The organism is Curtobacterium sp. MMLR14_010 (assembly GCF_001865015.1).
Lineage (GTDB): Bacteria > Actinomycetota > Actinomycetes > Actinomycetales > Microbacteriaceae > Curtobacterium.
The window spans coordinates 69062-94961 of the sequence record NZ_MJGV01000020.1; the positions used below are offsets into that span (position 1 = coordinate 69062).

Annotated in this window: 22 protein-coding genes; 13 read left to right on the forward strand and 9 right to left on the reverse strand. The window is 71.8% G+C overall.

Features of this window, described 5'->3' with window-relative positions:
* Window positions 1-146 precede the first annotated feature (146 nt).
* From gatC to BIU98_RS04015, 5 genes are all read left to right on the forward strand, one after another.
* Window positions 147-446, forward strand: a complete 300-nt coding sequence (gene gatC, locus BIU98_RS03995; protein ID WP_071271805.1) for an Asp-tRNA(Asn)/Glu-tRNA(Gln) amidotransferase subunit GatC — start codon at window positions 147-149, stop codon at window positions 444-446.
* Window positions 443-1990, forward strand: coding sequence for an Asp-tRNA(Asn)/Glu-tRNA(Gln) amidotransferase subunit GatA (gene gatA, locus BIU98_RS04000; RefSeq protein WP_071271808.1), 1548 nt, complete (start codon window positions 443-445; stop codon window positions 1988-1990). Before gatC ends, gatA begins: the two co-directional genes overlap by 4 nt.
* A complete protein-coding gene (gatB, locus tag BIU98_RS04005) occupies window positions 1990-3492 on the forward strand; it encodes an Asp-tRNA(Asn)/Glu-tRNA(Gln) amidotransferase subunit GatB (RefSeq protein WP_071271822.1) in 1503 nt (500 codons plus the stop codon). The genes gatA and gatB overlap by 1 nt, the downstream gene beginning before the upstream one ends.
* A 94-nt stretch (window positions 3493-3586) precedes the next feature.
* Window positions 3587-4714, forward strand: a complete 1128-nt coding sequence (locus tag BIU98_RS04010; RefSeq protein ID WP_071271824.1) for a type III polyketide synthase — start codon at window positions 3587-3589, stop codon at window positions 4712-4714.
* The gene (locus BIU98_RS04015) at window positions 4711-5433 is read left to right on the forward strand and encodes a methyltransferase domain-containing protein (protein ID WP_083392954.1); all 723 of its coding nucleotides are present in this window, start codon (window positions 4711-4713) and stop codon (window positions 5431-5433) included. Before BIU98_RS04010 ends, BIU98_RS04015 begins: the two co-directional genes overlap by 4 nt.
* Window positions 5434-6036: 603 nt before the next feature.
* On the opposite strand, the gene BIU98_RS04020 is transcribed toward BIU98_RS04015, so the two are convergent.
* The 7 genes from BIU98_RS04020 to BIU98_RS04050 all read right to left on the reverse strand — a co-directional run bounded on the left by BIU98_RS04020 (window position 6037) and on the right by BIU98_RS04050 (window position 13944).
* Entirely contained in the window at window positions 6037-7122 is a 1086-nt protein-coding gene (locus BIU98_RS04020) for an N-acetylglucosamine kinase (protein WP_083392967.1), read from the reverse strand.
* Complete coding sequence (locus BIU98_RS04025; protein WP_071271831.1) at window positions 7119-8426, reverse strand: 6-phospho-beta-glucosidase; 1308 nt, start codon at window positions 8424-8426, stop codon at window positions 7119-7121. Before BIU98_RS04025 ends, BIU98_RS04020 begins: the two co-directional genes overlap by 4 nt.
* A 6-nt stretch (window positions 8427-8432) precedes the next feature.
* Window positions 8433-9323, reverse strand: coding sequence for a carbohydrate ABC transporter permease (locus tag BIU98_RS04030; RefSeq protein WP_071271833.1), 891 nt, complete (start codon window positions 9321-9323; stop codon window positions 8433-8435).
* The gene (locus BIU98_RS04035; RefSeq protein ID WP_217635663.1) at window positions 9323-10366 is read right to left on the reverse strand and encodes a carbohydrate ABC transporter permease; all 1044 of its coding nucleotides are present in this window, start codon (window positions 10364-10366) and stop codon (window positions 9323-9325) included. Before BIU98_RS04035 ends, BIU98_RS04030 begins: the two co-directional genes overlap by 1 nt.
* Window positions 10366-11706 carry an extracellular solute-binding protein gene (locus BIU98_RS04040; RefSeq protein WP_071271837.1) on the reverse strand — a complete coding sequence of 447 codons (1341 nt, stop codon included), beginning with the start codon at window positions 11704-11706 and terminating at the stop codon, window positions 10366-10368. The genes BIU98_RS04035 and BIU98_RS04040 overlap by 1 nt, the downstream gene beginning before the upstream one ends.
* Before the next feature lie 159 nt (window positions 11707-11865).
* Window positions 11866-13107: an ROK family transcriptional regulator gene (locus tag BIU98_RS04045; RefSeq protein ID WP_083392955.1), complete on the reverse strand. Its 1242-nt coding sequence runs from the start codon at window positions 13105-13107 to the stop codon at window positions 11866-11868.
* A 285-nt stretch (window positions 13108-13392) separates the two neighbouring features.
* Window positions 13393-13944, reverse strand: a complete 552-nt coding sequence (locus tag BIU98_RS04050; RefSeq protein ID WP_071271841.1) for a GNAT family N-acetyltransferase — start codon at window positions 13942-13944, stop codon at window positions 13393-13395.
* Between the two features lie 52 nt (window positions 13945-13996).
* Between BIU98_RS04050 and BIU98_RS04055 the strand changes: the two genes are divergently transcribed.
* Window positions 13997-14950: a DUF3097 domain-containing protein gene (locus BIU98_RS04055; protein ID WP_139200553.1), complete on the forward strand. Its 954-nt coding sequence runs from the start codon at window positions 13997-13999 to the stop codon at window positions 14948-14950.
* Between the two features lie 189 nt (window positions 14951-15139).
* Window positions 15140-15790 carry a spermidine/putrescine ABC transporter substrate-binding protein gene (locus BIU98_RS04060; protein ID WP_071271847.1) on the forward strand — a complete coding sequence of 217 codons (651 nt, stop codon included), beginning with the start codon at window positions 15140-15142 and terminating at the stop codon, window positions 15788-15790.
* Between the two features lie 201 nt (window positions 15791-15991).
* Here the strand turns inward: BIU98_RS04060 and BIU98_RS04065 are convergent, their stop codons facing one another.
* Window positions 15992-16405 (reverse strand): DUF3054 domain-containing protein, encoded by a 414-nt coding sequence (locus BIU98_RS04065; RefSeq protein ID WP_071271850.1) that lies wholly within the window; start codon window positions 16403-16405, stop codon window positions 15992-15994.
* A gap of 89 nt (window positions 16406-16494) precedes the next feature.
* Here BIU98_RS04065 and BIU98_RS18375 point away from each other — a divergent pair, with 89 nt between their 5' ends.
* From BIU98_RS18375 to BIU98_RS04090, 5 genes are all read left to right on the forward strand, one after another.
* A complete protein-coding gene (locus tag BIU98_RS18375; RefSeq protein ID WP_083392956.1) occupies window positions 16495-18102 on the forward strand; it encodes an inositol monophosphatase family protein in 1608 nt (535 codons plus the stop codon).
* A 165-nt stretch (window positions 18103-18267) separates the two neighbouring features.
* Window positions 18268-19059 carry a hypothetical protein gene (locus BIU98_RS04075; RefSeq protein ID WP_071271853.1) on the forward strand — a complete coding sequence of 264 codons (792 nt, stop codon included), beginning with the start codon at window positions 18268-18270 and terminating at the stop codon, window positions 19057-19059.
* 55 nt (window positions 19060-19114) lie between these two features.
* The gene (locus BIU98_RS04080; protein ID WP_071271860.1) at window positions 19115-20167 is read left to right on the forward strand and encodes an ATP-binding cassette domain-containing protein; all 1053 of its coding nucleotides are present in this window, start codon (window positions 19115-19117) and stop codon (window positions 20165-20167) included.
* A complete protein-coding gene (locus BIU98_RS04085; protein ID WP_071271863.1) occupies window positions 20164-21009 on the forward strand; it encodes an ABC transporter permease in 846 nt (281 codons plus the stop codon). The genes BIU98_RS04080 and BIU98_RS04085 overlap by 4 nt, the downstream gene beginning before the upstream one ends.
* Before the next feature lie 97 nt (window positions 21010-21106).
* Window positions 21107-23005, forward strand: a complete 1899-nt coding sequence (locus BIU98_RS04090) for an amino acid transporter (protein ID WP_139200555.1) — start codon at window positions 21107-21109, stop codon at window positions 23003-23005.
* A gap of 105 nt (window positions 23006-23110) precedes the next feature.
* Here the strand turns inward: BIU98_RS04090 and BIU98_RS04095 are convergent, their stop codons facing one another.
* Window positions 23111-24796: a long-chain-fatty-acid--CoA ligase gene (locus tag BIU98_RS04095; protein ID WP_071271869.1), complete on the reverse strand. Its 1686-nt coding sequence runs from the start codon at window positions 24794-24796 to the stop codon at window positions 23111-23113.
* Between the two features lie 107 nt (window positions 24797-24903).
* On the opposite strand from BIU98_RS04095, the gene BIU98_RS04100 reads away from it, so the two are divergent.
* Entirely contained in the window at window positions 24904-25839 is a 936-nt protein-coding gene (locus tag BIU98_RS04100; RefSeq protein WP_071271871.1) for an oxygenase MpaB family protein, read from the forward strand.
* The last annotated feature ends 61 nt before the right edge of the window (window positions 25840-25900 follow it).

Here is a 25900-nt window from a genome sequence, read left to right on the forward strand (position 1 = left end):
AGGCAGTCCTCTTGGCGGTCTCGCCGCGGTCTTGCTGGCGGTCCTCCCCAGGGTCCTGGTCGGCTCCGTCGTCCACAGGCGGCCCGACCCCGCTCGGCCCGCCCAATAGACTGGTGCGCACATGACGAACCGATCGACGGAGCACCATGCCTGACATCACGAGCGAGCAGGTCGCCCACCTGGCGAACCTCGCACGTATCGCACTCACGCCAGACGAGATCGAGAAGCTGACCGGGGAGCTGTCGCACATCGTCGACAGCGTCGCGAAGGTGACCGAGGTCGCCACGCCGGACGTCCCCGCGACGAGCCACCCGGTCACGCTGCCGAACGTCCTCCGACCCGACGTGGTCGGCGAGACGCTCACCCAGGAGCAGGCGCTGTCCGGCGCCCCCGACTCCGACGGCGAGCGGTTCCGTGTGACGGCGATCCTTGGAGAAGAGCAGTGACCGACGACATCACGAAGCTGAGTGCCGCGGCGCTCGCCGACGCCCTCGTGGCGCGCGACGTCTCCAGCGTCGAGGCCACCCAGGCCCACCTGGACCGCATCGCCGCGGTCGACGGCGACGTGCACGCGTTCCTGCACGTCAACCAGAACGCCCTCGGCGTCGCGAAGTCGATCGACTCCCGCCGCGCCGCCGGTGACGACCTCGGCCCGCTCGCCGGGGTGCCGGTCGCCATCAAGGACGTCCTCTGCACGATCGACATGCCCTCCACCTCCGGGTCGAAGATCCTCGAGGGCTGGGTGCCGCCGTACGACGCCACCACGGTCGTGAAGCTCCGTCGCGCCGGCCTCGTTCCGCTCGGCAAGACCAACATGGACGAGTTCGCGATGGGCTCGACCACCGAGTTCTCCGCGTACGGCCCCACGCACAACCCGTGGGACCTCGACCGGATCCCCGGCGGGTCCGGCGGTGGCTCGGCCGCTGCGGTCGCCGCACACGAAGCACCGCTCGCCCTCGGGTCGGACACCGGTGGCTCCATCCGCCAGCCGGGTGCCGTCACGGGCACCGTCGGCGTCAAGCCGACCTACGGCGGGGTGAGCCGCTACGGCGCCATCGCGCTGGCGTCGAGCCTCGACCAGGTCGGACCGGTCGCCCGGACCGTCCTCGACGCCGCGCTCCTGCACGACGTCATCGGCGGGCACGACCCGAAGGACTCGACCTCGATCCGCGACGCGTGGCCCTCGTTCGCCGCCGCCGCGCGTGACGGGCTGCAGGCCGACACCCTCCGCGGGCTGCGCGTCGGCGTCGTCAAGGAGCTCGCCGGTGGCGACGGCTTCCAGGCCGGTGTCGTCCAGCGCTTCCAGGAGTCCGTCGCGATCCTGCAGGCAGCGGGTGCCGAGGTCGTCGAGATCGACGCCCCGAGCTTCGCGTACGCCATCAGCGCGTACTACCTGATCCTCCCGGCAGAGGCCTCCTCCAACCTCGCCAAGTTCGACTCCGTGCGGTTCGGCCTGCGCGTCACGCCCGAGGGCGGCGCCACGGTCGAGGACGTCATGGCCGCCACGCGTGAAGCCGGCTTCGGGCCAGAGGTCAAGCGCCGCATCATCCTCGGCACGTACGCCCTGAGCGCCGGGTACTACGACGCCTACTACGGCAGTGCGCAGAAGGTCCGCACGCTCGTGCAGCGCGACTTCGACGCGGCGTTCGAGCAGGTCGACCTGCTCATCAGCCCGTCGGCGCCGACGACGGCGTTCCCGCTCGGGGAGCGGATCGACGACCCGCTGTCGATGTACCTGAACGACCTCACCACGATCCCGGCGAACCTGGCCGGCGTCCCGGGGATGAGCATCCCGAACGGCCTCGCACCAGAGGACGACCTGCCGACCGGCATCCAGCTCATGGCCCCGCAGCGGGAGGACGCCCGGCTGTACCGCTACGGCGCCGCCCTGGAGCGCCTGCTCGAGCAGCAGTGGGGCGCTCCGCTCATCTCCCGGATCCCCGACCTCGACCTCGGTCAGCAGTCGGCAGCAGAGGAAGGTGTGGTCTGATGGCCGCCAAGGACGCACTCATGGACTTCGACGAGGCGCTTGAGCGCTTCGAACCGGTCCTCGGCTTCGAGGTGCACGTCGAGCTCGCGACCGCGACGAAGATGTTCTCCGACGCCCCGAACTTCTTCGGCGGCGAGCCCAACACGAACGTCACGCCGGTGGACCTCGGGCTGCCCGGGTCGCTCCCCGTCGTGAACGAGCAGGCCGTGCGCTTCTCGGTCAGCCTGGGCCTGGCGCTCGGCTGCTCGATCGCCGAGTCCTCGCGGTTCTCGCGGAAGAACTACTTCTACCCGGACAACCCGAAGAACTACCAGATCTCCCAGTACGACGAGCCCATCGCCTACGAGGGCGAGGTCGAGGTCGAGCTCGCCGACGGCACGCTGTTCCAGATCCCGATCGAGCGCGCCCACATGGAAGAGGACGCCGGCAAGCTGACGCACGTCGGCGGTGCCACCGGTCGCATCCAGGGCGCCGAGTACTCGCTCGTCGACTACAACCGCGCCGGGGTGCCCCTCGTCGAGATCGTCACGAAGCCGATCGTCGGTGCCGCCCACCGTGCGCCGGAGCTCGGCGCCGCGTACGTGCAGGTCATCCGCGACCTGGTCCGTGCGCTCGGGGTGTCCGAGGCCCGCATGGAGCGCGGCAACCTGCGCTGCGACGCCAACATCTCGCTGCGTCCGTGGGGCCAGGAGAAGCTCGGCACCCGCACCGAGACGAAGAACGTCAACTCCTTCCGCGCCGTCGAGCGGGCGATCCGCTACGAGATCCAGCGCCAGGCCGCGATCCTCGCCGACGGTGGGACGATCACGCAGGAGACCCGGCACTGGCACGAGGACACCGGGCGGACCTCCGCCGGACGTCCGAAGTCGGACGCCGACGACTACCGCTACTTCCCCGAGCCCGACCTGCTGCCCGTCGTCCCCGACCCGGCCATGATCGAGGAGCTCCGCGCGGCGCTGCCCGAGGCCCCCGTGTCCCGGCGCCGTCGGCTCAAGGGCGACTGGGGCTTCGCGGACCTGGAGTTCCAGGACGTCGTCAACGGTGGTCTGCTCGACGAGGTCGAGGCCACGGTCGCCGCCGGCGCCCCGCCGCAGTCGGCCCGCAAGTGGTGGACCGGCGAGATCAGCCGCGTTGCCAACTCCCGGGACACCACCCCCGCCGAGCTGGTGTCGCCCGCACACGTCGCGGAGCTCATCACGCTCGTCGAGTCCGGCGAGCTGACCGACCGACTCGCACGCCAGGTGCTCGAGGGCGTCATCGCCGGCGAGGGCTCCCCGTCCGCCGTCGTCGAGTCGCGCGGGCTCAAGGTCGTCTCGGACGACTCCGCCCTCACCGCCGCTGTCGACCAGGCACTCGCGGCGCAGCCCGACGTCCTGGCGAAGATCCGTGACGGCAAGGTGCAGGCCGCCGGCGCCATCATCGGCGCGGTCATGAAGTCCATGCAGGGCCAGGCGGACGCGGCCCGCGTGCGCGAGCTCGTGCTGGAGCGCGCCCAGGCGTAGCGACCGGCACCACACCGACAGAGGCACCCGGCGACGCGCCGGGTGCCTCTGTCGTTCCTGGGGACACGTCCACGACCCGGTGACAGGATGAGGCGTGTCAGCAACCATCCGTGCCATCGGGACCGCCGTCCCCGCGACGACCCTCCAGCAGGACGCCGTCCGCGACCTCTTCTCCGCCCAGCCGGGCCTCGGACGGCTCGGCAGCCGGATCGTCCCCGCCGCGTTCGACGCCTCTGCCGTGGAGCATCGGCACACCGTCCTCGACGAGCTCGACGCCACCGCTGCGGCCGGCGCCTTCCGTGATGCTGACGGGCTGCTGCACTCCCCGTCGACGGGCACGCGGAACGACCGGTACCGCGAACTCGCACCGGCGCTGTACGTCGAGTCCGCCCGGGACGCCCTCGAGCGTGCCGGTGTCGACGCCGCGGACGTCACCCACGTCGTCACCGTGTCGTGCACGGGCTTCACGCAGCCCGGCCCCGACCTGGCGATCGTCACGGAGCTCGGACTCCGCCGCACGGTGTTCCGGCACCACATCGGGTTCATGGGCTGCTGCGCCGCGTTCCCCGCACTCCGGAGCGCTGCCGCCTTCGCCGAGGCCGACCCGACCGCAGTGGTGCTCGTCGTCTGCGCCGAGCTCTGCACGCTGCACGTCCGGGCGTCCAACGACCCCGACCAGATCGTCGCCAACAGCGTCTTCGGTGACGGTGCAGCCGCTGCCGTCGTGACCGCGGACGGCCCCGGACTGCGGCTCGACGCGTTCGCCACCACCGTCGTGCCCGAGGGTGCGTCGGAGATGGCGTGGAACATCGGCGACGAGGGCTTCGAGATGGTCCTCAGCACCGCGGTCCCAAAGCTCGTCGGTGCGACCGTGGCCGAGGCCGTCGGTCCGCTGCTCGACGGTCCCGCTGCCGACGTCCCCGTGTGGGCGGTCCACCCCGGTGGCCGTGCGATCCTCGACCGCACGCAGGACGCGCTCGGGCTGCCCGACTCTGCGATGGTGAGCAGCCGCGCGGTGCTCCGGGACCACGGCAACATGTCGAGCGCCACCGTGCTGTTCGTCCTCCGCCACGCGCTGGACGCCGGCATCGAGGACGGCACCCCCGTCGTCGCGCTCGCGTTCGGCCCGGGCCTCACCGTCGAGAGCGCTGCGCTCACCGCGGTCGGGACGTCCGTGGCGGTGGCGAGCGAGGCCATGGACCTGGCCACGGTCGCGTCGTGAGCCGACCGGCCGACGGCGGGGCGAGCCTCCCGGCAGTCGACCTGCGCGTCCGCGACCTGGAGCTCCGCGAACTCATGGACGACCCGGACTGCGACCCGCGGGCGCTGGCGCGGACGTTCCGTCGGTTCGCCCTGGTGAACGCCCTCGTCAGCGGATGGCGGTCCGTGTGGCGCACGCACGTCGTGCCAGCGCTGCCGGCGAACGGGCAGGGGCGGATTCTCGATCTCGGGTGCGGTGGGGGCGACCTGGCCCGGGCCATCTCGCGGTGGGCCGCCAGCGACGGCTTCGACGTCGAGGTCGTGGGCGTCGACCCGGACCCGCGCGCGATCGACGCGGCGACCCGGCGGGCGTCACGCGGCGTGACCTTCCGCGAGCAGTCGAGCAGCGACCTGGTGGCATCGGGGGAGCGGTTCGACGTCGTCGTGTCGAACCACGTGCTGCACCACCTCGGGGACGAGGAGCGAGCCGGGTTCCTGGCCGACTCCGAGGCCCTGGCGACGACACGCACGCTGCACTCCGACATCCGCCGGTCGGCTGCGGCGTACCGGGCCTACGCGTTCGGCTCGGCGCTCGTGTCGGCGGGCACGTTCGTCCGCGTCGACGGGCTGCGCTCGATCCGGCGGAGCTTCACCGTGCCGGAGCTCAGCGCTGCGCTGCCGTCGGGCTGGCGTGCGGAGCAGGCGACCCCGCACCGCGTGCTCGCGATCCGCGACGCCTGAGCGCGTGCGCGTGCGCGTGCGCTTGCGCTGGCCGCTGCCGCGCGCCGAGACTCGGTCATGCGGACAGGTTGCGGCGTCCGGATGCCACACAGTGTCCGCGGAGCCGAGTCTCGGCACCGCGCGCCGTGCCGCGCCACGCCGAGACGCCCCTGTCAGCGTGAGACGCCGGCGTCTCGGTGGGTGCGCGCCGGAGACGCCGGCGTCTCGAGGGGATAGGTGGGCGAGACACCCCTGTCTGCTTGAGACGCCGCCGGAGCGCCGAGACGCCGTCGATTTCGGCGGCGTCTCGCGGGTTCGGAGGCGTCTCAGCGAGACACCGGCGTCTCGACACCCACGCACGCTAGACGCCGGCGTCTCGACGGGATTCGTGACCGAGACACCCCTGTCTGCGTGAGACGCCGCCGGGCCGCCGAGACGCCGTCGGTTTCGGCGGCGTCTCGAGGCTTCGGGGGCGTTTCACCGAGACACCGGCGTCTCGACGCCCCACGCACGCGAGACACCGGCGTCTCGACGCCCACGCACGCGAGACGCCGGCGTCTCGACCCTCCGCGCACCGAAACGCCGGCGTCTCGACGCCCCGCGCACGCGGGACGCCGCGCCGGCTCAGCGGATGAGCGACGTCGTCGACGCGAACTCCTGCGACAACACCGCCGCGCGGTACCGCTCGAGCGCCGCGGCCCCGGCGCCGACGGACTCCAGCGCCGCGAACCCCGCGCCGAGCACCGGCGGGACCGTCACCCACGTGGGGACCGCGCCGGGGACCCGGGCGGCGAGGCCGTCGACGACCGCGTCGACGAGCAAGGGGTGCCGCGCCGCGAGCACGCCGCCGCCGAGCACGACGGGCACCGGCACCGCTGCCGACCCGCCGAGTCCGAGGCGTTCGAGCGCGACGGCCGCCAGCAGGACGATCTCCTCCGCCTGGCGTGCCACGACCCCGGCGGCGACGGTGTCACCGGCTCCAGCGACCTCGAACAGCACGGGGCAGAGCCGGTTGACCACGCCCGGGTCGAGTCGGCCGAAGTGGATGGCCTCGGTGACGGCGCGGACGGTGTCGAGTCCGAGCGCCTCGGGCACCGCTGCTTCGAGTGCCGTCGCCGGTCCACGGCCGTCCTCGGCGCGGGCCGCGTGCCAGAGCGCACGGTTGCCGAGCCAGGCGCCGCCGCCCCAGTCACCGGAGACGTCGCCGATCGCCGGGAACCGCGAGGTCGCCCCGTCGGCGCGGACAGCGAGGGCGTTGATGCCGGTGCCGCACACGACCGCGGCGGCGTCCGGCGACAGGGTGCCGGCCCGCAGCAGCGCGAACAGGTCGTTGTCGAGGACGTCCGGCGCTCCGCCGTCGTCGGCCCAGTGCGTCAGGGCCGCCTCGGCCGCGACGAGCTCGTCGTGCAGGTCGAGTCCGGCCAGGTACACGTGCGTGGTCCGGATGCGCGCGCCGCCGAGCGAGCGCACCACCCGCCCGCGCACGTCGTCGAGGATCGGGCCCGCCAGCTCCCACCCGCGGGTCTGCGGGTTCGAGCCCGGTCCGCGCGCATGGCCGATGATCGAGCCGTCCAGGGCGATCGCGACGACGTCGGTCTTGCTGCCGCCGCCGTCGACGGCGAGCACGACGTCGGTCGCCTGTGGTGCCGCGCTGGGCGGCGGAGCCGGACGGGAGGCTCGGGTCGTCCCCGCCTCGCCGGCTCGGCTCAACCCGCCCACGAGACCTGCTCCGATCGGGCCCACGGGATGTGGTCCGCGTTCGCGGCCAGCAGCAGGTCGGTCAGCTTCTCGGCCTTGTCGAGCTGCCCGACGAGCGGGTGCGCCCACATCGCGCGGAGCACCCGGTCGCGACCGCCGTGCACCGCGGCGTCGAGGGCCAGGCGTTCGTACCCGGCGACGTGCGCGACGAGTCCGGCCATGTCGGGGTCGAGCGGGCGCACGGGCAGCGGGGTGATCGCCTGCCGGGTGACGCGCGCCGGGACCTCGATGACGTGGTCGTCGGGCAGGAACGGGAAGGTGCCGTCGTTCCGGACGTTGAGCACCTGCACGTCGCCGCGGTCGTTGAGGATCGAGGAGAGCACGTCGATCGCGGCCTCGGAGTAGTACGCACCGCCGCGCTGCTCGAGCTCGACGGGCTTGGTGACGACGGACGGGTCCGCGTACTTCGCCAGCAGGGCCCGTTCGGTCTCCATCACGGCCTCGGCGCGGGTGGGCTCGTGGAGCTGTTCCTCGAGCACGACGTCGTGGCTGTAGAAGTAGCGCAGGTAGTACGAGGGGATCGCGTGCTGGAGCCGGATGAGGTCCTCGCCCATGTGCACGCTCTCGGACATCCGCGTGAGCGCACCGCCGTCCGGGCTGAGCAGCTCGTCGAGCACGTCGCGCGAGGACCCGTCGGCGCCGGTGACGTGCACGCCGCGCTCCCACGTCAGGTGGTTCAGCCCGACGTGGTCGAGCCGCACGTGGTCCGGGGCGACGCCGAACTCCTTCGCGAAGCGCCGCTGGAAGCCGATCGCCACGTTGCACAGGCCGACGGCGCGGTGCCCGGCCTCGAGCAGTGCCCGCGTGACGATGCCGACCGGGTTCGTGAAGTCGACGATCCACGCGTCGGGCTTGGCGTGCTTCCGGACGAGTTCGGCGTACTCGAGCACGACGGGCACGGTGCGCAGGGCCTTCGCGAAGCCGCCGGGCCCGGTGGTCTCCTGCCCGATGCAGCAGGCCTCGTGCGGCCAGGTTTCGTCCTGCTGCCGGGCTGCCTGCCCGCCGATGCGGAGCTGGAACATCACGGCGTCGGCGTCCGTGACACCGGCGACGACGTCGTCGGTGACGTGCACGGTACCCGGGTGGCCGGCGTGGGCGAACATCCGCTTCGCCACACCGCCGACGAGTTCCCGGCGCACGGGGTCGGGGTCGACGAGCCAGAGCTCGTCGATGGGGAGTTGGTCGCGGAGCCGGGCGAAGCCGTCCACGAGTTCGGGGGTGTAGGTGGAACCGCCACCGACGACTGTGAGTTTCACTGGTGCTTATCCCTTCACGCCGGTGAGCGCGATGCCCTCGACGAATGCCTTCTGTGCGAAGAAGAAGATGACGACGACCGGGACCATGACGACGACGGTCATCGCCATCGTCATCGACCAGTCGGTGCCGTGTTGTCCGCGGAACGTGGCGAGTCCGTACGCCACCGGCCAGGCGGCCTGGTTCTCGGACGCGTACAGGAGCGGGCCGTAGTAGTCGTTCCACGAGTGGAAGAACATGAAGATGGCGGCGGACGCGATGCCCGGTCGGGCCATCGGCACGATCACGCGCCAGAGGACCCGCCACTCACCGCACCCGTCGATGCGCGCGGCGTCGCCGTACTCCTTCGGGATGGTCATGAAGAACTGCCGGAGCAGGAAGATGCTGAACGCGTCCCCGAGCAGGTTCGGCAGGATCAGCGGCCACAGCGTGCCGGTCAGGTGCAGGTGCGACCACATCACGTAGACCGGTACCGCGGTGACCTGCGGGGGCAGGAGCATCGCGACGATGATCACCGTGAAGATGAGGTTCGCGCCCTTGAACTTGATCTGTGCGAGGGCGTACGCGGCGGGCACCGAGCTGACGAGCATGAACGCGGTGGCGAGCACGGCGTAGAGCGCCGAGTTGCCGAACCAGCGGACGAGCGGCAGCTCCGTGAAGACCCTGGCGTAGTTCCCGACGTCGAACGGCTTCGGGATGATCGACGCCGTCAGGGCCTGGTTGCTCGACATCAACGACGTCAGCACCACGAACAGGATCGGGGCGATCGTCAGGACGGCGACCGCGACGAGTGCGGCGTGCTCGGCGACCCAGAGGAGTGCGCTGCGGCGGGGCTTCGCGGGACGGGGAGCGGCACCGCGCGGTGCTCGTGTGAGCGGGGACTGCGAGACGGCGGTCATCAGGACTCCTCGGGTCGGAAAACACTGATTCGGCGCAGGGTGAACACGAGCACCACGGCGGTGACGACGAACAGCACGACGGCCATCGCGGACGCGTACCCGAACTGGAAGTTCGCGAACCCGTGCTGGTACAGCAGCTCGGTGTAGGTCAGCAGCGACGTGCCCGGGTACCCGAGCAGCGCCGCCGTCCCACCGCCGATCGTGGCCTTGCCGGACGCGACGCTCGAGGCGACCGCGGCCTCGGTGAAGTACTGCAGGGCGGCGATCACCCCGGTCACGGCGGCGAACCCGATCACCGGGGAGATGGTCGGCAGCGTGATGTGTCGGACCTGCTGCACGCCGGTCGCACCGTCGAGGGACGCGGCCTCGTACAGGTCGCGCGGCACGTCGAGCAGGGACGCCAGGAAGATGATCATGATGTCGCCCATCACCCAGACACCGAGGATCACGAGCGAGGGCTTCGACCACGACGGGTCGTTGAACCACAGCGGACCGTCGATGCCGAAGACCCGCAGGATCTGGTTCACCGGCCCGGTGCCGGGGTTGAACAGGAAGACGAACGCCACGACGCTCGCCACCGGCGGCACCAGGGCGGGCAGGTAGAACAGCGTCCGCCAGAACCCGGTCATCGTCTTCGCGCGGCTGAGCAGTCCCGCGACGAGCAGGCCGAAGACGATGCGGACCGGCACCAGGATGACGACGAACCAGATCGTGTTGAGGACCGCCGGGCCGATCTGCGGGTCCTGCGTGAACAGGAACTTGTAGTTGAGCAGACCGACGAACTGCGGTTCCTGCAGCTGGTTGTACCGGGTGAACGAGTAGAAGACCGACGCGACCAACGGGTAGGCGAAGAAGACCGCCAGGCCAGCCAGCGCCGGCGCCAGCATCCCGAGTGCGACGAGCCGACGGCGTGACTCGGCGGAGCGGCGCCGACGGGGCGGCGCCGTGGTGGGCGCCGGACCGGACCCTGTCGGGCCCGCAGGCCGGGAGGACCGGCCGAGCCCAGCCTCCCGGCCGGAGGCGGTCTTGGTGGGCGCGCTCATCACGGACCCGCCAGTTGGTTCGCGTTGTCGATGTCCGAGTCGAGCTTCTTCAGCTTGGCGTCGAGGTCGCCGCCGTTCTGCTGGTACGCCTGCCAGAACTTCGTGAAGGTGCCGATGTAGGCGGCGCCGTCCGCGGTCGCGGGGGACGTGATCGTCTTCGGGTCACCGGCGACGTCGACGAAGGTCTTGTAGTTCTCGTCGACCTCGAGGTCCGAGGACGTCAGTGCGGACGTGAGCGTCGGGATGTTCTTCAGCCCGTTGCCGAGCGTGACCTGCGCGTCCGTGTTCGTCGACAGGTACTTCAGCAGTGCCCAGGCGAGCTCCGGGTTCTTCGAGCCCTTCGCGACCCCCGCCACGTTGCCCGCGATGTACGTCGAGCCGTAGTTGCCGACGCCGTCCAGCACCGGGGTGGGGGCGGTGCCGTAGTCGAGGTCGGGCTTCTGGTCCTTGATGAACGCGGTGCGGTACTCGCCGTCGATCTGCATGGCGACCTGGCCGGTCTGGAACGCGTTGTCGGCGGCGAACTCCTGCCCGAGGCCCGACGTGAAGGCCTTGAGCTTGTCGTAGCCGATCGCGTCGACGTAGCCCTTCTGCCACTCGATCAGCTTCTTCCAGTCCGGGGAGGAGCCGATCTCGCTGTTCCCCTTCTTGTCCAACCACGTGCCGTTGATCATCGGGGCGAAGTGCTCGGGCGAGTTCTCGTAGAAGTCGATGAGCGGGTTGAAGCCGAGCTGCTTGATCGAGCCGTCCGCGTTGTACGTCGTCAGCTTGAGCCCGTCGGCCTTCAGCTCGTCGAGGGTCTTCGGCGGCGCGTCGATGCCCGCCTTGGCGAACGCCGCCTTGTTGTACATGAGCGCACTGACGTCGGCGAGGGCCGGCAGCGTGCACCGCGTGCCCTTGTAGGCCGTGTAGCCCTGCACCGCCTTCGGGATGTCGGAGAGGTCCACCTTGTCGCGCTTGATGTACGGCGACAGGTCTCGGAAGGCACCGGAGGAGCAGAAGCTGCCGACGATCGCGGTCGAGTACGACAGGCCCACGTCGATGTTCTGCCCCGACGAGATGGCCTTCTGCAGCTTCTCGTCGTCCTGCCCGGCGTGGATGTCGACCTTCACGTCGGGGTTGGCCTTCTCGAAGCCGGCGACGGCGCTCTTCACGACGCCGGCCTCACGACCGGTGAAGAAGTGCCACAGGGACACGGTGCCCTTGAGCTCCTTCGGGGCGGCCTTGTCGATCGACGCGGCGCTGCTGCCGGAGCTGCAGCCGGCCATCACGAGGGCGCCGGTGGCGGCGACGGCGGTCGCGGTGACGATCCGCCGGAGGGTGGGACGGGGGAGTGACATGCGGTACTCGCTCTCTGGTCTCGCTCCGTGGTGCCCGGCCGGGGCCGACCGCGCGGACGTCGTCCGTGCGGCAGACCCCGGTTCCGGGCGCGACGAAGAGCCCTGTGACAGGGCTGGGGTGGATGTGCCTCGAGTGGTGCGGGTGGGAGTGGTGCTGGTCTAGGTGCGCTGGACGGTGTCCGGCTCGGGCGCATCGTCGGTGATGGTCTCGAGTCGGTCGCCGAGCGCGGACCGCACGACGTCGATGAGGACGTGTCGTGCGCCGTGGAGGACGGGGGTGTCGGGGACGCCGGGTGCCACCACGGCCGTGGACCAGCGCGAGCGGGTCCTGAGCCAGGCGGTCACGGCGGCGGCCAGCGCGGGACCGCCCGCGATCCCGGTCGGGCCGTGCAGCACGACCGTCTCGGGGTCGGCGACGGCGAGGGCGGGGAGCACGTTGTGCCCGACGCGCTCGCCGAGGGCGGTCATGAAGGGGTGCTGCGCGGGGAGTCCCGGCAGCTGCGGGAGCACCTGACGCCAGTCGGCAGCACTGCCGTCCGGAGCCGTGATCCCGTGTTCGGCGGCGAGGGCGATGATCGCGGGCTCGGAGATGAGGTCCGCGACGATCGTGGCCGTCGGGTCGAGGGGGAGCGCGTCGGCGGGCACGCTCAGGTAGCCGATCTCACCCGCGGCGCCGGAGGCCCCCGCGTGCAGGCGGCCGTCGAGGTCGAGCGCCATGCCGAGGCCCTCCGCCATCCAGAACAGCGCGAAGGAGCCGGGGGCCCGGCCTGCGCCCATGTTCCGCTCGGCGATCGCCGCCAGGTTGGCGTCGTTCTCGATGACCACGCGCACGCCCAGGGCGTCCGACAGGGTCCGCGAGACCTGCTCGCGCGGCCATCCCGGCAGCCCGTCGGTGAAGATGAGGGTGTCCGTGGCGTGGTCGACGCTGGCCTGCACGCCGACGGCCACCGCGGTGACGAGGTCGGGGTCGATGCCGGCGGCTGCCGCGGCACGACTGACGGCGGCAGCGACGATGTCCTCGCCGGGCGCCTGCATCTCGTCCGCGTCCATCCGGTGCTCGGCGACCGGGTACGAGCGGCCGCTCGCGTCCACGACGGTGGAGCGGACGTCGACGAGCTGGACGTCCACGGCGACGGCGAGGTCGCGGTCGGTGATGGCCTCGTACACGACGGCGCTGGGGCCGCGGCGGCCGGCCTGCGAGTCGGTGCCCGCTTCGCGCAGGAGCCCGGCGGCTTCGAGGCGGCGGATGATCTCGGCGGCGGTCGGCTTGCTGAGGCCGGTGCGCTGGGCGATCTCGTTGCGGGTCATCGGGCCGTCGTCGAGCAGCAGGCTCAGGGCGGCGCGGTCGTTGAGCACGCGCAGCAGGGCCGGCTGCCCTGGGGTGCGTCCTCGTGCTGTCATGTCGAGGACTGTAACGGACAACCTTCTTTACTGAAAGGTTTGTTCACAGTTCTGAAACACGCGTTCCGCTGGGCGAAACACGGGGGTGGGGTGGGTCGCGCTTTCGCGCGTTGGGGGTCGTTTCGCGCTCAGCGGGTCGTTTCGCGCGTATGTGGTCGTTCCTTCCGACTCACCACGCGCGATCCCGCTTGCCAACGCGACCGTCATGGGTCGGAACGCACGCCGAGACGGACGGGAGGCTCGGTGCCAGCTGACACCGAGCCTCCCGTCCGCTGCTGGTCACGGTCAGCCTGCCGGCAGGTCGTCCCAGATCAGGGGTGTCGTCGTGCCGCTGACGTGGTCCTCTCTGAGGAGCCCGTACGCGACGGAGTCCCTCGGCGCCCCGCCGTCGACCGGCCAGGTCCGCCGGTAGTGGGCCTCCTTCACCCAACCGTTCCGCACGAGCGCCTTCCGCATCGCGATGTTGTCGTCGCGGGTCTGGGCCTCGATCCGCGTGACGGCGGGGAACACCGCGAAGACGTGGCGTGCGAGCGCGTCGACGAGCACGGTCCCGATGCCGTGTCCCCGTGCGCGCTCTGCGAGGCGGACGTCGATCATCGGTGCGTCGTCGTCGAGGTCGTCGAGCACCACGATGCCGGCGAAGGCCCCGTCGACGTCCACCCGGAGCAGTGCATGCTCGGGCGCGGAGAACCCACCGTCGTCGATCCGCTTCTCGATGACGTCGCGTGTCGGCGTGGAGGAGACGTGGAACGGGAACCGGTTCGTGGTCAGGAACGCGACGAGGGTCGCACGGTCCGCGGGGCGGTCGGGGTCCATCTCGTGGAGTTCCACATCCATGACCCGACCGTACAGGCACCGTGCGAGGACGACGGGCGCTACGCTCGTGCGGGTGGACGAGGACCGGTACGGCGGCGACGTGCTCTCGGGCGACTGGCGCTCGCGGGGCGTGAAGAAGGTGCGGCAGGTGCCGCTCGAGCGGGACATGGTGCTCGAGGACCCGGCCTCCGGCTGGGCCGGCGCGGTCGTCGGGCTCGAGGCCGGCAACGTCTCGCTCGAGGACTGGAAGGGCCGCACCCGCGCCTTCCCCTTCGAGGGGCAGTTCCTGCTCGAGGGCGAACTCGTCACGCTCGGCCGCCCGCAGGCCCCGGTCGGGCGGTCTGCCGCCGCTGCTGCTGCTCGAGGTGGTCCCGCTGGTCCTGTCGGTTCCGTCCATGCGGACTGGAGGCCCGGGGCTGCGCCCGCCGTCCGGCAGGCGTCCGACGGTGGTCGCCTCCGCACCGCGTCCGGGTCGTTCGCGGTCGAGCAGCAGCGCGCCCGCGTGGCGCTGCCCTCGCGGATCATGGTCGAGGGCAAGCACGACGCCGAGCTCGTGGAGAAGGTCTGGGGAGCGGACCTCCGTGTGGAGGGTGTCGTGGTCGAGGAGCTCTCCGGCGTGGACAACCTCGCCGACGTGCTGGACGACTTCCGCCCTTCGCGGGACCGCCGCGTCGGGGTGCTCGTCGACCACCTGGTGCCCGGGTCGAAGGAGTCCCGCTTCGCCGACGCCGTGATGCGCGGGAAGTGGGGTGCGCACGTGCTCGTCGTCGGGCACCCCTTCGTCGACGTGTGGCAGTCGGTGAAGCCCGCGCGCGTGGGCCTGCAGGCGTGGCCGACGATCCCGCGGTCGATCGAGTGGAAGCAGGGCATCTGCCAGGCGCTCGGGTGGCCGCACGCGGAGCAGGCCGACATCGCCAGGGCGTGGCAGCGGATCCTCGGGCAGGTGCGCACGTTCGCCGACCTCGAGCCGCAGCTGCTCGGTCGGGTCGAGGAACTGATCGACTTCGTCACCGAGCCGGTCGCCTAGCCGGCTGCGGCTGGCTGCGTTGGACGGGCGGGTGGTGCGAGGTTGTGCGCTCCGTGCCCGCTCGTGGCGCCGCACGGGGTGGGGAAGCTCGCACGGCGGAACGTGACCTCGCACGGTGCGAGCCGGGGAATCGTGGACGGGCCGTGCGGACGGGCGGTGATCCGGGCCTCCCGGCCTAGTCTGTGGACCATGGACGGCATCGACGGACGCGTGCGGGGCGCCGTCGACGTGTGGCTGCGGTGGCTGCCGCGGTGGCAGATCGGCACCGCACGCCCGCGTACGCGGATCTGTCGGAAGTGCACCGGGTCGCCGATCGCGAGTGCGGCGGGCTTCGGACCCGACGTGCCGCACCCCGTCCAGCACGCGTTGATCGGCCGGATGTCGGCGATCGTCGAGGACGCCGTCGACGACTACACGGCGAAGAACCTGCCGCTGCTGCACCGGGAGCTCGAGCGGGCCGCGGCACGGAAGCGGCACGCGGGGTACCAGCCGGCCGAGGGGCTGTCGCCGGAGTTCCAGGGCCTCGACATCGACCCGCAGCCGCAGGACGGGTCGCCCTTCCTGTTCACGCTCGAGGAGCTCGCGGGGACCGGGGCGTCGTCGGACACCGTGCCGCGCGAGCCGCTGTCCGACGAGGCCAAGGCCGCGCTCCGACACGAGATCGAACTGTCCGACGAGTGCGCCAGGGCGACGGGGACGGCGGTGTGCCTCGCGCTCATCGACCACCGGCCGCGGATCGCCGAAGCCGTCGAACGGCTGGTCGAGCCGCAGATCGAGGCCCTGGTGTCGGACATGTTCCGCGGGCTCGACGGCGACGGGCCGCGCGGCGGGTTGTTCTAGGGGCGGGTGGCGGGTCGGGCGGGTCGGCCGGGTCGGCGGGTCCGCCGGGTCGCCGAGTCGGGGCTTGGTGCGAGGTTGACCACTCCGTGCGGGGTCCTGAGCGCGCACGGAGTGGTCAAGGTCGCACGGGCCGGGGGAGCGCGCACGGTGCGAGGGACGCCGACCTCGCACGAGGCGGAGGAGTCCGCACCGTGCGGGGTGTCAGGCCTCGCGGGCGGGGGCAGTTCGGCGTGCACGGAGCCGGATCACGCCGCGGGCGACGGCACGCCACCCGAGCAGGAACACACCCAGCACGATGGTGGCGACGATGACGAACGAGATCGGCAGCGGGTTGCCGTCGACGACGCCCTGCCCGGTGGCGACGCGGATCGCCATGCCGACGAACACCGTCAGGATCCACGCGACGACCCCGGTCGGCCAGAAGCGCAACGGGCGTGCCCAGGCGCCGCTCGTGACGTAGCCGATCGCCCAGCCGGCCAGGAACGGGTACGCGGTGGTCCACAGCGCCAGCAGGGTGTTCGCCTCACCGTGGGAGGACCGCCCGATGAGCGCGAAGACCACGATGAGCACGACGTCGATGACGGCTGCGAGCCAGCCCCAGGTGCGTACGGTCACGCCTCCATTGTCGCAGCCACGGCAGCACGCTCGGGCACCGTTCACCCGGGGGACACCGGGGGTTCGTCCAGGGGCAGGAGCATGACCGGATGACGACGACGGTCCGGACCTCTGACGCGCCCGTGCTCGACACCGACACCGCCACCGGCCGCACCACCGATGCCGCGCCGACGTCCCGGCAGCCGCGCCTCGTCGCCCACCGCGGGGCACCCCGGGTCCGGCGCGAGAACACCCTGCCGGCCGTCGCGGTGGCCGAGGCCCTCGGCGCCGACGTCATCGCGGTCGACGTCCGCCGCACCGCCGACGACGTCGCCGTCCTGCTCCACGACGAGACCCTCGGCCGGATGTGGGGCGACGCCCGCCGGGTCCGCGATGTGGCCTGGTGCGACGTCGCCCGGCTCGGCAACGGCCTCGACCGGATCCCGCGGCTCGACGGCGTGCTGGAACGACTCGACGGCTGCCGGTCCTCCCTCCTCGTGGCCGTGGTGGACCCGCTCGACGCCCTCGTCGCAGCACGGACCGTGGCCGCCTCGCGGTGGACCGTCGCGGTGGCCTGGTGCGGCGACCCCGAGGCCGTCGCCGCCGTGCGGACGGTGCTGCCGGACGCGGACGTGTGGTTGGCGTGGGAGTCGCTCGAGCCCCCGACGCCCGAGGCCCTCGCCGCGCTGACCCCGTCGACGCTGCACCTCGACGTCGCGTTCCTCACCCCGAGGACCGTCGCCGCGGCACACGCCCTCGGCCTGCAGGTCGCCGTGTGGACGGTCGACGACCCCGAGCCGGCGCTGTGGGCGGTCCGGCTCGGCGCCGACCTCGTCACGACGAACGACGTCGCAACGATCCGCGCCACCCTCGCCGCCGCCGAGCGCGACGGCTGGCCGCAGCCCGACCGCGATCCGACCGAGGCCGAGGTCGCCGGCCGCGCCCAGGCCCTCGCCCACCGCATCGCGCACGAGGTCATCGCCTTCACCCGGGAGCACCCGGTCGGCTCGGTCACCACGAAGACGCACCCCGCGGACCTGGTGACGGACGTCGACCGCCTCGTCGAGCAGCACGTGCGTGGGCGAGTCCGTGCCGCGTTCCCGACGCACGGCTTCTCGGGCGAGGAGTACGGCGACGCCCCCGGCGACCGACACCGCTGGTACCTCGACCCCGTCGACGGCACGACGAACCTGGCGAACGGCATCCCCTGGACGAGCACGTCGCTCTGCCTCACCCGGAACGGCGCACCCATCGTCGGGGTCGTCGCGGACCCGTGGCGCGGTGAGGTCCTCGAGGCCCGGCGCGGTCGGGGCGCGAGCGTCCGCGACCGCCAACTCCGTCTCGACGACGCCCCGCGGGCGCTCGCCGGCGCGGTCGTCGGCACCGAGCTCGACGGGCACCGACCCTGGCCGGGGTTCGGCGCGTTCCTCGAGGCCCTCGCCGCCCGGTCCTGCACGGTGCGCGTTCAGGGGTCGAGCACGCTGACGATCGCCCAGGTCGCCGCGGGACGGGGGATCGGTGCGTGCGTGCCGACCTTCGACCCGATCGACCACGGCGCCGCGGTGCTGCTCGTGCACGAGGCCGGCGGTGTCGTCATGACCGAGGCCGGACCGGTGTCGGGGTTCCCCGACCTCGGTGCGCCGTTCCTGGTGGCCCACCCGGGGGCTGCGGACGAACTGCACCAGGTGTGGACCGGCGCGCTGCGCGCCGGACGCTGACGCACCACGTCCCGGACTGGAGGCTCGTGGCGGCGCCGCCACGAGCCTCCAGTCCGCTGGTGGGTGACGTCCACCGCATTCTGTGCGGCCACACAGTCATCGCGCGCCGCGCGACCATACTGTGGCAGTCCACGGACACGGTGTCCGTGCCGAAGGAGCAACGACATGGGATTCCTCGACCGCCTGCTCGGCCGTGAGGACCGACAGCAGCCGCAGGGCTGGAACGCGCCCCGGCAGCAGCAGCCCCAGCAGCAGGGGTACCAGTACGGACAGCAGTCCTACAATGCCCCGGCCTCCGGGTACGGCGTACCGCAGGACCAGTACGGCAACCAGGGTGGCCAGCAGGGTGGCGACGGCCGCTCCCAGGACCAGCAGGCCGTCGACCGCTACCGCTACCTGCTCCGGACGGCACCGCCCGAGCGCATCGAGGAGGTCCACGCCGAGGCCTTCGAGCGTCTGACCCCTGAGCAGCGGCGGATGGTCTACGACGAGTTCACCCGGACGGCCCCGACCGGCGAGGCCCCCCGCGGGGACGACGCCCGCTCGCTGGCCCAGGCCGCGACGCGCTCGGAGATCCGGCAGCCCGGCTTCATGGAGCGCTCGCTCGGCGGCATGAACGGCGGTGGCATGAACGGCGGCATGGGCGGCCGTGGGGGCTTCGGCGGCCGCCAGGGACCGTCGTTCGGCGGGATGATGGGCGCCTCGATCCTCGGCTCGGTGGCCGGCTACGTCATCGGTTCGACGCTGATGAGCGCGTTCCTGCCGGACCCGTCCTCGTTCGACGGCGGGACCGACGCATCGGGGGATGCGGGTGACGGCGGTTCGGAGGACACTGGTGCTGACTCCGGTGACGGCGGCTCGGCCGACGGCGGCGGGTACGAGAACGCGGGCTGGGACGACGCCGGATCAGACACCGGCGGCGGCTTCGGCGACTTCGGTGGTGACTTCGACGTGTGATCCGCGTCGGGTCACGCCGGTCACCTGACCTGTTGAGTCGCGACCAGGGAGCGACATGGCCATCATCGAGGCCTCCGGCCTGACCAAGACCTACCGATCCAAGTCGGGACCCGTCCACGCGCTGGCGGGTCTCGACCTCTCGGTCCCACAGGGCACCGTCACGGCGCTGCTCGGACCGAACGGCGCCGGCAAGACCACCACGGTCAAGGTGCTCACGACGCTCGTGAAGCCCGACAGCGGCACGGCGTCCATCGCCGGGATCGACGTCGTCGCGGACCCACAGGCCACACGTCGGTCCATCGGTGTCTCGGGGCAGTACGCCGCGGTCGACGAGAACCTGACCGGCTTCGAGAACCTCGAGATGATCGGGCGGCTCTACCACCTCGGTGGCAAGGCCTCCCGCGCCCGGGCCCGGGAGCTCATCGACGTGTTCGACCTGGCCGAGGCGGGGGACCGTCCCGTGAAGGGCTTCTCCGGCGGCATGCGGCGACGGATCGACCTGGCGGGCGCCCTCGTGATGAACCCGAGCGTGCTGTTCCTCGACGAACCGACGACGGGGCTCGACCCCCGGAGCCGACTGGCGCTGTGGGGGATCATCGAGCACCTCGTGGCCGACGGAGCCACGGTGCTGCTGACCACGCAGTACCTCGAGGAGGCCGACCGTCTCGCCGACGACATCGCGGTCATCGACGACGGACACGTCATCGCCGAGGGCACGGCCGACCAGCTCAAGGCCCAGGTGGGCGGCCACCGGGTCGTCGTGACGCTCGTCGACGACGCCGACGGGGACGCCGCCACGACGGTGCTGCGGCGGTACGGCGTCGGGGACGTGGAGACCTCGGGGGACGGACGTACCAGGGCCATCGCGGTGGAGGCCGGTCCGGCCGCGCTCCAGCGGGTGCTCGCCGACCTGGGGGACGCCGGCATCGAGCTGCACGACGCCGGCATGCGCCGCCCGACGCTCGACGACGTGTTCCTCCGGCTCACCGGGCACGCGGCGACCGACGACGACACCGGTGGGGCCGACACCGGCACGGCCGGCACCGGCACCGGCACCGGCGGCGTCGATGCCGCTCGCGGTGCGAAGCAGCAGGAGACGGTCCGATGACCACCGCCACGGCACCCGGCCGGCAGCTGCCCGTCGTCGTCACGGCTCCGCTCGCCGTCTGGTTCGAGGACGGCTGGACCGTCACCAAGCGCAACCTCGTCAAGATCAAGCGGTCGCCGGACATGCTCGTCTTCGCGGTCCTGCAGCCGATCATGTTCGTGCTGCTCTTCAGCCAGGTCTACGGCGGCGCGATCGCGGTCCAGGGCACCGACTACACGCAGTTCCTGATGGCCGGCATCTTCGCCCAGACGGTCGTCTTCGGGGCGACGTTCTCGGGGTCCGCGATGGCGCAGGACCTCAAGGAAGGACTCATCGACCGCTTCCGCACGCTGCCGATGTCGGCGTCGGCGGTGCTCGTCGGGCGGACGAACAGCGACCTCGTGCTCAACACGATCTCGATGGTCATCATGATGGCCACCGGGCTGGCGGTCGGGTGGCGTGTCAACTCGTCGCCGCTGGAGTTCCTCGCCGGTGTCGCGCTGCTGCTGCTGTTCAGCTACGCGTTCAGCTGGGTGATGGCACTGCTCGGGATGAGCGTGAAGACGCCGGAGGTCATCAACAACGCCTCGTTCATGATCCTGTTCCCGCTGACGTTCATCTCGAACGCCTTCGTCCCGAGCGACACCCTGCCGCTCGTGCTCCGCGTGTTCGCCGAGTGGAACCCGGTGTCCTCGCTCGTGCAGGCCGCACGCGAGCTGTTCGGCAACGTCGGCTCGGCACCCGTGCCCGACATCTGGACGATGCAGCACCCGGTCGTGACCGTGCTCATCGGCATCGCGGTGCTGCTCGTCGTGTTCGTGCCGTGGTCGGTGAGCAAGTACACGAGGATCAGCTCGAAGTAGCCCGCTGTCCACAGGGGCGTCCGGGGTGCGAGCCGCCGCCACCCGGACGCCCTACGATCAGCGTGTGACCGCGACAGATGCCCGGATCAGACGCTGGATGCTCCAGGACGACAGCGGCGCCGACCACCAGGGCCCCCACCAGGTCGAGGTCGAGAAGACCCACCCGTGGTGGCGGGTCATGTGCCTGACCGGTGTCGACTACTTCTCCACCCTCGGCTACCAGCCCGCGATCGCCGCGCTCGCCGCCGGGCTGCTGTCCCCGATCGCGACGATCGTGCTCGTCCTCGTGACGCTGTTCGGCGCCCTGCCCGTGTACCGCCGGGTGGCGCAGGACAGCTTCCGCGGCGCCGGGTCGATCATGATGCTCGAGAAGCTGCTGCCCTGGTGGGCGGGCAAGCTGCTCGTGCTGGTCTTGCTCGGCTTCGCCGTGACGGACTTCATGATCACGATGACGCTCTCCGCCGCCGACGCGACCGCGCACATCGCGGAGAACCCATTCACGCCGCACTGGTTCACCGAGATCCCGGTGCCGATCACCCTCGTGCTGCTGCTCCTGCTCGGGGTCGTGTTCCTCCGCGGGTTCAAGGAGGCCATCGGCATCGCCACGGGCCTGGTCGCCGTGTTCCTCGCGCTCAACGCCGTCGTGGTCGTCGTCGCGCTGCTCCACGTGGCTGAGCGTCCGACCGTCGCCAGCGACTGGTGGAGCGGCCTGACCGCGCAGCACAGCAGCCCGCTCGCCATGGTCGGCATCGCCCTGCTGGTGTTCCCGAAGCTCGCGCTCGGCCTGTCCGGCTTCGAGACCGGCGTCGCGGTGATGCCGCAGGTCCGGGGCGACGCGGCCGACGAGGGGCAGCCCCGACCGATCGGACGCATCCGCGGGACGCAGCGGCTCCTGACGGTCGCGGCCGTCATCATGAGCACGTTCCTCATCACGTCGTCGATCGCGACGACGTTCCTCATCCCGCAGCACGAGTTCCAGCCGGGCGGCCAGGCGAACGGCCGCGCGCTCGCGTTCCTGGCCCACGAGTACCTCGGGCCGGCGTTCGGCACCGTGTACGACGTCTCGACCGTCGCCATCCTGTGGTTCGCCGGCGCGAGCGCGATGGCCGGGCTGCTCAACCTCGTGCCGCGGTTCCTGCCGCGGTACGGCATGGCTCCGCAGTGGGCCCGCGCGACCCGACCGCTCGTGGTCATCTTCACGCTCATCGCCTTCGTGATCACGCTCATCTTCCAGGCGAGCGTCGACGCCCAGGGCGGCGCGTACGCCACGGGTGTCCTCGTCCTCATCACCAGCGCGGCCGTCGCGGTGACGCTGTCGGCCAGGCGCCGGCAGCAGCGGAAGCGGACCGTCGCGTACGCGGTGATCGCCGTCGTGTTCATCTACACGACGATCGCGAACGTCATCGAACGCCCCGACGGCGTCCGGATCGCTGCCGTCTTCATCGTCGCGATCGTCGTCGTGTCCCTGGTCTCGCGGGTCCGCCGGTCGTTCGAGCTGCGGGCCTCGTCCATCGAGCTCGACGCCACCGCCCGCCAGTTCGTCGAGGCCGACGCCGACCAGTTCAGCTCCGTGTGCATCATCGCGAACGAGCCAGGCGCGGGCACCGCGGCGGCGTACCGGGCGAAGGGGCGCGAGGAACGCCGGGACTCCGGCATCCCCGCCCGCGTGCCGACGATGTTCCTCGAGGTGCTGCCCGCCGACTCGTCCGACTTCGAGGAGGACCTCGTCGTCGAGGGCCACGTCGTCGCCGGGCACCGGGTGCTCCGCGTCCGCTCGGGCAACGTTCCGAACACGATCGCGTCGACGCTGCTGGCCATCCGCGACATCGCCGGGGTCGTCCCGAGCATCTACTTCGAGTGGAACGAGGGCAGCCCGATCCGCAACGCCATCCGGTTCGTCTTCACGGGCGTCGGGGACGTCGCGCCGGTGACCCGCGAGGTCCTCCGCGAAGCGGAGCCGGAGGTGAGCCGCCGGCCGAGCGTCCACGTGTCCTGACGTCGAAGCCGCCCCCTGCCGGACGAGCCGTGCCCGGCGGACGCGGGGCGGGCCTCCCGTCCGGCCGGAGGCCCGACCATCGACGCGACCGGCGCGCTGGCGGGACTACTTCGCCAGGATCTGGTCCCGCACCTTGCGCCGCAGCACCTTGCCGATCATCGAGCGCGGCAGGTCCTCGACCACGACGACCCGGCGCGGCACCTTGTAGGCGGCCATGTGCTCGCGGGCGTAGGCCCGGAGCGCGTCGGGGTCGAACGTGGCGGGGTCCGTCGGCACGACCGCGGCGACGACTTGCTCGTTGCCACCGGTGGTGATGCCGACGACGGCGACCTCGCGGACGCTGGGGTGCTTGACGAGGGTGTCCTCGACCTCGGACGGCGCGACGTTGAAGCCGCCCGTGATGATGAGCTCCTTGAGGCGGTCGACGATGTGCACGAAGCCGTCGGCGTCGATCGCGACGATGTCCCCGGTCCGGAACCAGCCGTCGGCGGTGAAGACCTCGTCGGTGGCCTCGGCTTTGCCCCAGTAGCCGCTGAAGACCTGGGGCCCGCGGACCTGGAGCTCGCCGGGCTCATCGGTGCCGAGGACCTTGGAGGCGTCGTCCGGGTCGACCACGCGGGCCTCGGTCGAGGGCAGCGGCAGCCCGACCGCGCCGAGCCGGCGGGAGTCGGCGACGGGGTTCGCCATCAGCACGGGGGAGCACTCGGACAGGCCGTAGCCCTCGACGAGGTAGCCGCCGGTGCGGGCCTCCCAGGGTTCGATGACGTCCTGGGAGAGCGGCATCGCGCCGGAGATGCCGATGGCGATGCCCTTGAGCGAGACCTTCTTCGAGTCCGCGGCGTGCTGCAGCCGGGTGTAGATCGGCGGCACGGCGGGCAGGAACGTCGGCGGACGCTTCTTGATCGCGGCGAGGACCAGGTCCGGGTCGAACGCGGGGAAGAGCACCAGGCGTCCGGCGATGCTCATCGCGAAGGTCAGGCAGAGCGTCAGGCCGTAGGCGTGGAACATCGGCAGGACGGCGTGCACGACGCTGTGGTCGCCCGCGGAGATCTGCGGGATCCACGCCCGTGCCTGGGCGGCGTTCGCCATCAGGTTGCCGTGGCTGAGGACGGCGCCCTTCGGGGTGCCCGTCGTGCCGGAGGTGTACTGGATGAGCGCGATGTCGTCCGTGGCCGGCCGCGGGTGCCGCTTCGACAGGCGACGGGTGGACACGAGGTCGTCCCACCGCGTCGTCCCACGGACCTTCGTGGTCAGCTTCGCGCGGGACTCGCGGGCCTTCGCGACCGGCAGCGACAGGGCCAGGCGGGTCGTGCGGGGCATGGCGCGGGTGAGGTCGACGGACACGATCGCGTCGAGGGCGACGTCGGCGGGGAAGTCCTGCAGCGTCGCGACGGACTTGTCCCAGACGACGGCGACGCGTGCGCCGTGGTCCTCGAACTGGTGGCGGAGCTCCCGCGGCGTGTAGAGCGGGTTGTGCTCGACGACGATCGCGCCGAGTCGCAGGATCGCGTAGAACGCCACGACGTGCTGCGGGCAGTTCGGCAGGACCAGGGCCACGCGGTCACCGGCCGTCACGCCGAGCTTGCGGAGGCCGTTCGCCGCGCGGAGGACCTGCTCCTCGAGGTCGGCGTACGTCGTCGTGCGGCCGAAGAACTCCAGCGCGACGAACTTCGGGAACCGCGTCGCGGAGGTCTCCACGAGGTCGAAGAGCGACCCCGTCTGCTCCTCGATGTCGTCCGGGACCCCGGAGGCGTAGGCGGCAAGCCAGGGACGGTCGGTGTCGATGCTCACCGGACCAACCTAGCGGCGGGGCCCGCGGCAGGCTGTGAGCCACGGCCCGTCATCCGGGGCACGCGTCCGCGCGGCCCGCTGTCAGGGGCACGATGGACGATGACGACATGTCCTTCGTCACCGGTGCGTTCCGCTCCCGCCTCCAGGCCACCTTCACGGGCAGCGACCAGGGCAGCCCGGCGTGGGTCGACGAGCTCGAGCAGGGCACGGACGCGGGCTTCTTCGGCCCCGGGAGCGCGACCTGGTCGGTGCACGGCGGCAAGCAGACCATCGTCGCCGGCGTCCGCGCGCTCCTCGTGCAGGCCCTGCACCCGGGTGCCCTCGCCGGCGTGGCCGACCACTCCCGCTACCGCGAGGACCCCTTCGGCCGCCTCGCCGGCACCATCCGCTGGATCTACACGGTCTCCCACGGCGACACCGCCACGGCCACTGGAGCGAGCAACTGGGTGCTGCGCCTGCACGAGCGGGTCCGCGGGCAGTACGTCGACGGCCATGGGGTCACGAAGGACTACGCCGCGAACGACCCCGACCTGGCCCGCTGGGTGCACCTGGCGTTCACGGACGCCTTCCTCCGGGCAGCGCAGCAGTGGGGCGAGCCCATCCCCGGTGGCGCCGACGCCTACGTCCGCGAATGGGCGATCGCCGGGCGGCTGATGCACGTCGAGGACGCCCCCGAGTCCGAGGCCGAGCTCCGCGCCCAGATGGACGGCTACCTCGACCGCGGCGAGCTCGCCGTCACGCCCCGCACCCGTGAGGTCGTCCGCTTCATCCGGAACCCGCCGCTCGCCCGCATGCTCCGGCCGGGCTACCAGGCGCTGTTCCAGGGCGCCGTGTCCACGCTCGACCCGCGGCACCGGTCGATGCTCGGGCTGCGGTCGCCCGGTGTCGGCCCCGTGGAGTTCCCCGTCGCCAGGACGACGGGCCTGGTCCTCGACGGCATCGGCGCGGTGCTCGGCAACCAGACGGGGACGGAGCGCGCAGCGCTCACGCGCATCGCGCGGCTTCAACGCGAGTCGGGGAGCCCGGAGCGGCCGGCGGCTTGAGACGCACGCCGAGACGGACGGGAGGCCCGGTGTCAGCTGACACCGGGCCTCCCGTCCGTCT

Excerpts from the sequence above, each read along its gene's own strand:
- BIU98_RS04030 (WP_071271833.1), bottom strand. The coding sequence starts at position 9,323 with ATGACCGCCGTCTCGCAGTCCCCGCTCACACGAGCACCGCGCGGTGCC.
- BIU98_RS04100 (WP_071271871.1), top strand. The coding sequence starts at position 24,904 with ATGTCCTTCGTCACCGGTGCGTTCCGCTCCCGCCTCCAGGCCACCTTC.
- BIU98_RS04060 (WP_071271847.1), top strand. The coding sequence starts at position 15,140 with ATGGACGGCATCGACGGACGCGTGCGGGGCGCCGTCGACGTGTGGCTG.
- gatC (WP_071271805.1), top strand. The coding sequence starts at position 147 with ATGCCTGACATCACGAGCGAGCAGGTCGCCCACCTGGCGAACCTCGCA.
- BIU98_RS04080 (WP_071271860.1), top strand. The coding sequence starts at position 19,115 with ATGGCCATCATCGAGGCCTCCGGCCTGACCAAGACCTACCGATCCAAG.
- gatB (WP_071271822.1), top strand. The coding sequence starts at position 1,990 with ATGGCCGCCAAGGACGCACTCATGGACTTCGACGAGGCGCTTGAGCGC.
- BIU98_RS18375 (WP_083392956.1), top strand. The coding sequence starts at position 16,495 with ATGACGACGACGGTCCGGACCTCTGACGCGCCCGTGCTCGACACCGAC.
- BIU98_RS04045 (WP_083392955.1), bottom strand. The coding sequence starts at position 13,107 with ATGACAGCACGAGGACGCACCCCAGGGCAGCCGGCCCTGCTGCGCGTG.
- BIU98_RS04085 (WP_071271863.1), top strand. The coding sequence starts at position 20,164 with ATGACCACCGCCACGGCACCCGGCCGGCAGCTGCCCGTCGTCGTCACG.
- BIU98_RS04075 (WP_071271853.1), top strand. The coding sequence starts at position 18,268 with ATGGGATTCCTCGACCGCCTGCTCGGCCGTGAGGACCGACAGCAGCCG.
- BIU98_RS04040 (WP_071271837.1), bottom strand. The coding sequence starts at position 11,706 with ATGTCACTCCCCCGTCCCACCCTCCGGCGGATCGTCACCGCGACCGCC.
- BIU98_RS04090 (WP_139200555.1), top strand. The coding sequence starts at position 21,107 with ATGCTCCAGGACGACAGCGGCGCCGACCACCAGGGCCCCCACCAGGTC.
- BIU98_RS04035 (WP_217635663.1), bottom strand. The coding sequence starts at position 10,366 with ATGAGCGCGCCCACCAAGACCGCCTCCGGCCGGGAGGCTGGGCTCGGC.
- BIU98_RS04050 (WP_071271841.1), bottom strand. The coding sequence starts at position 13,944 with ATGGATGTGGAACTCCACGAGATGGACCCCGACCGCCCCGCGGACCGT.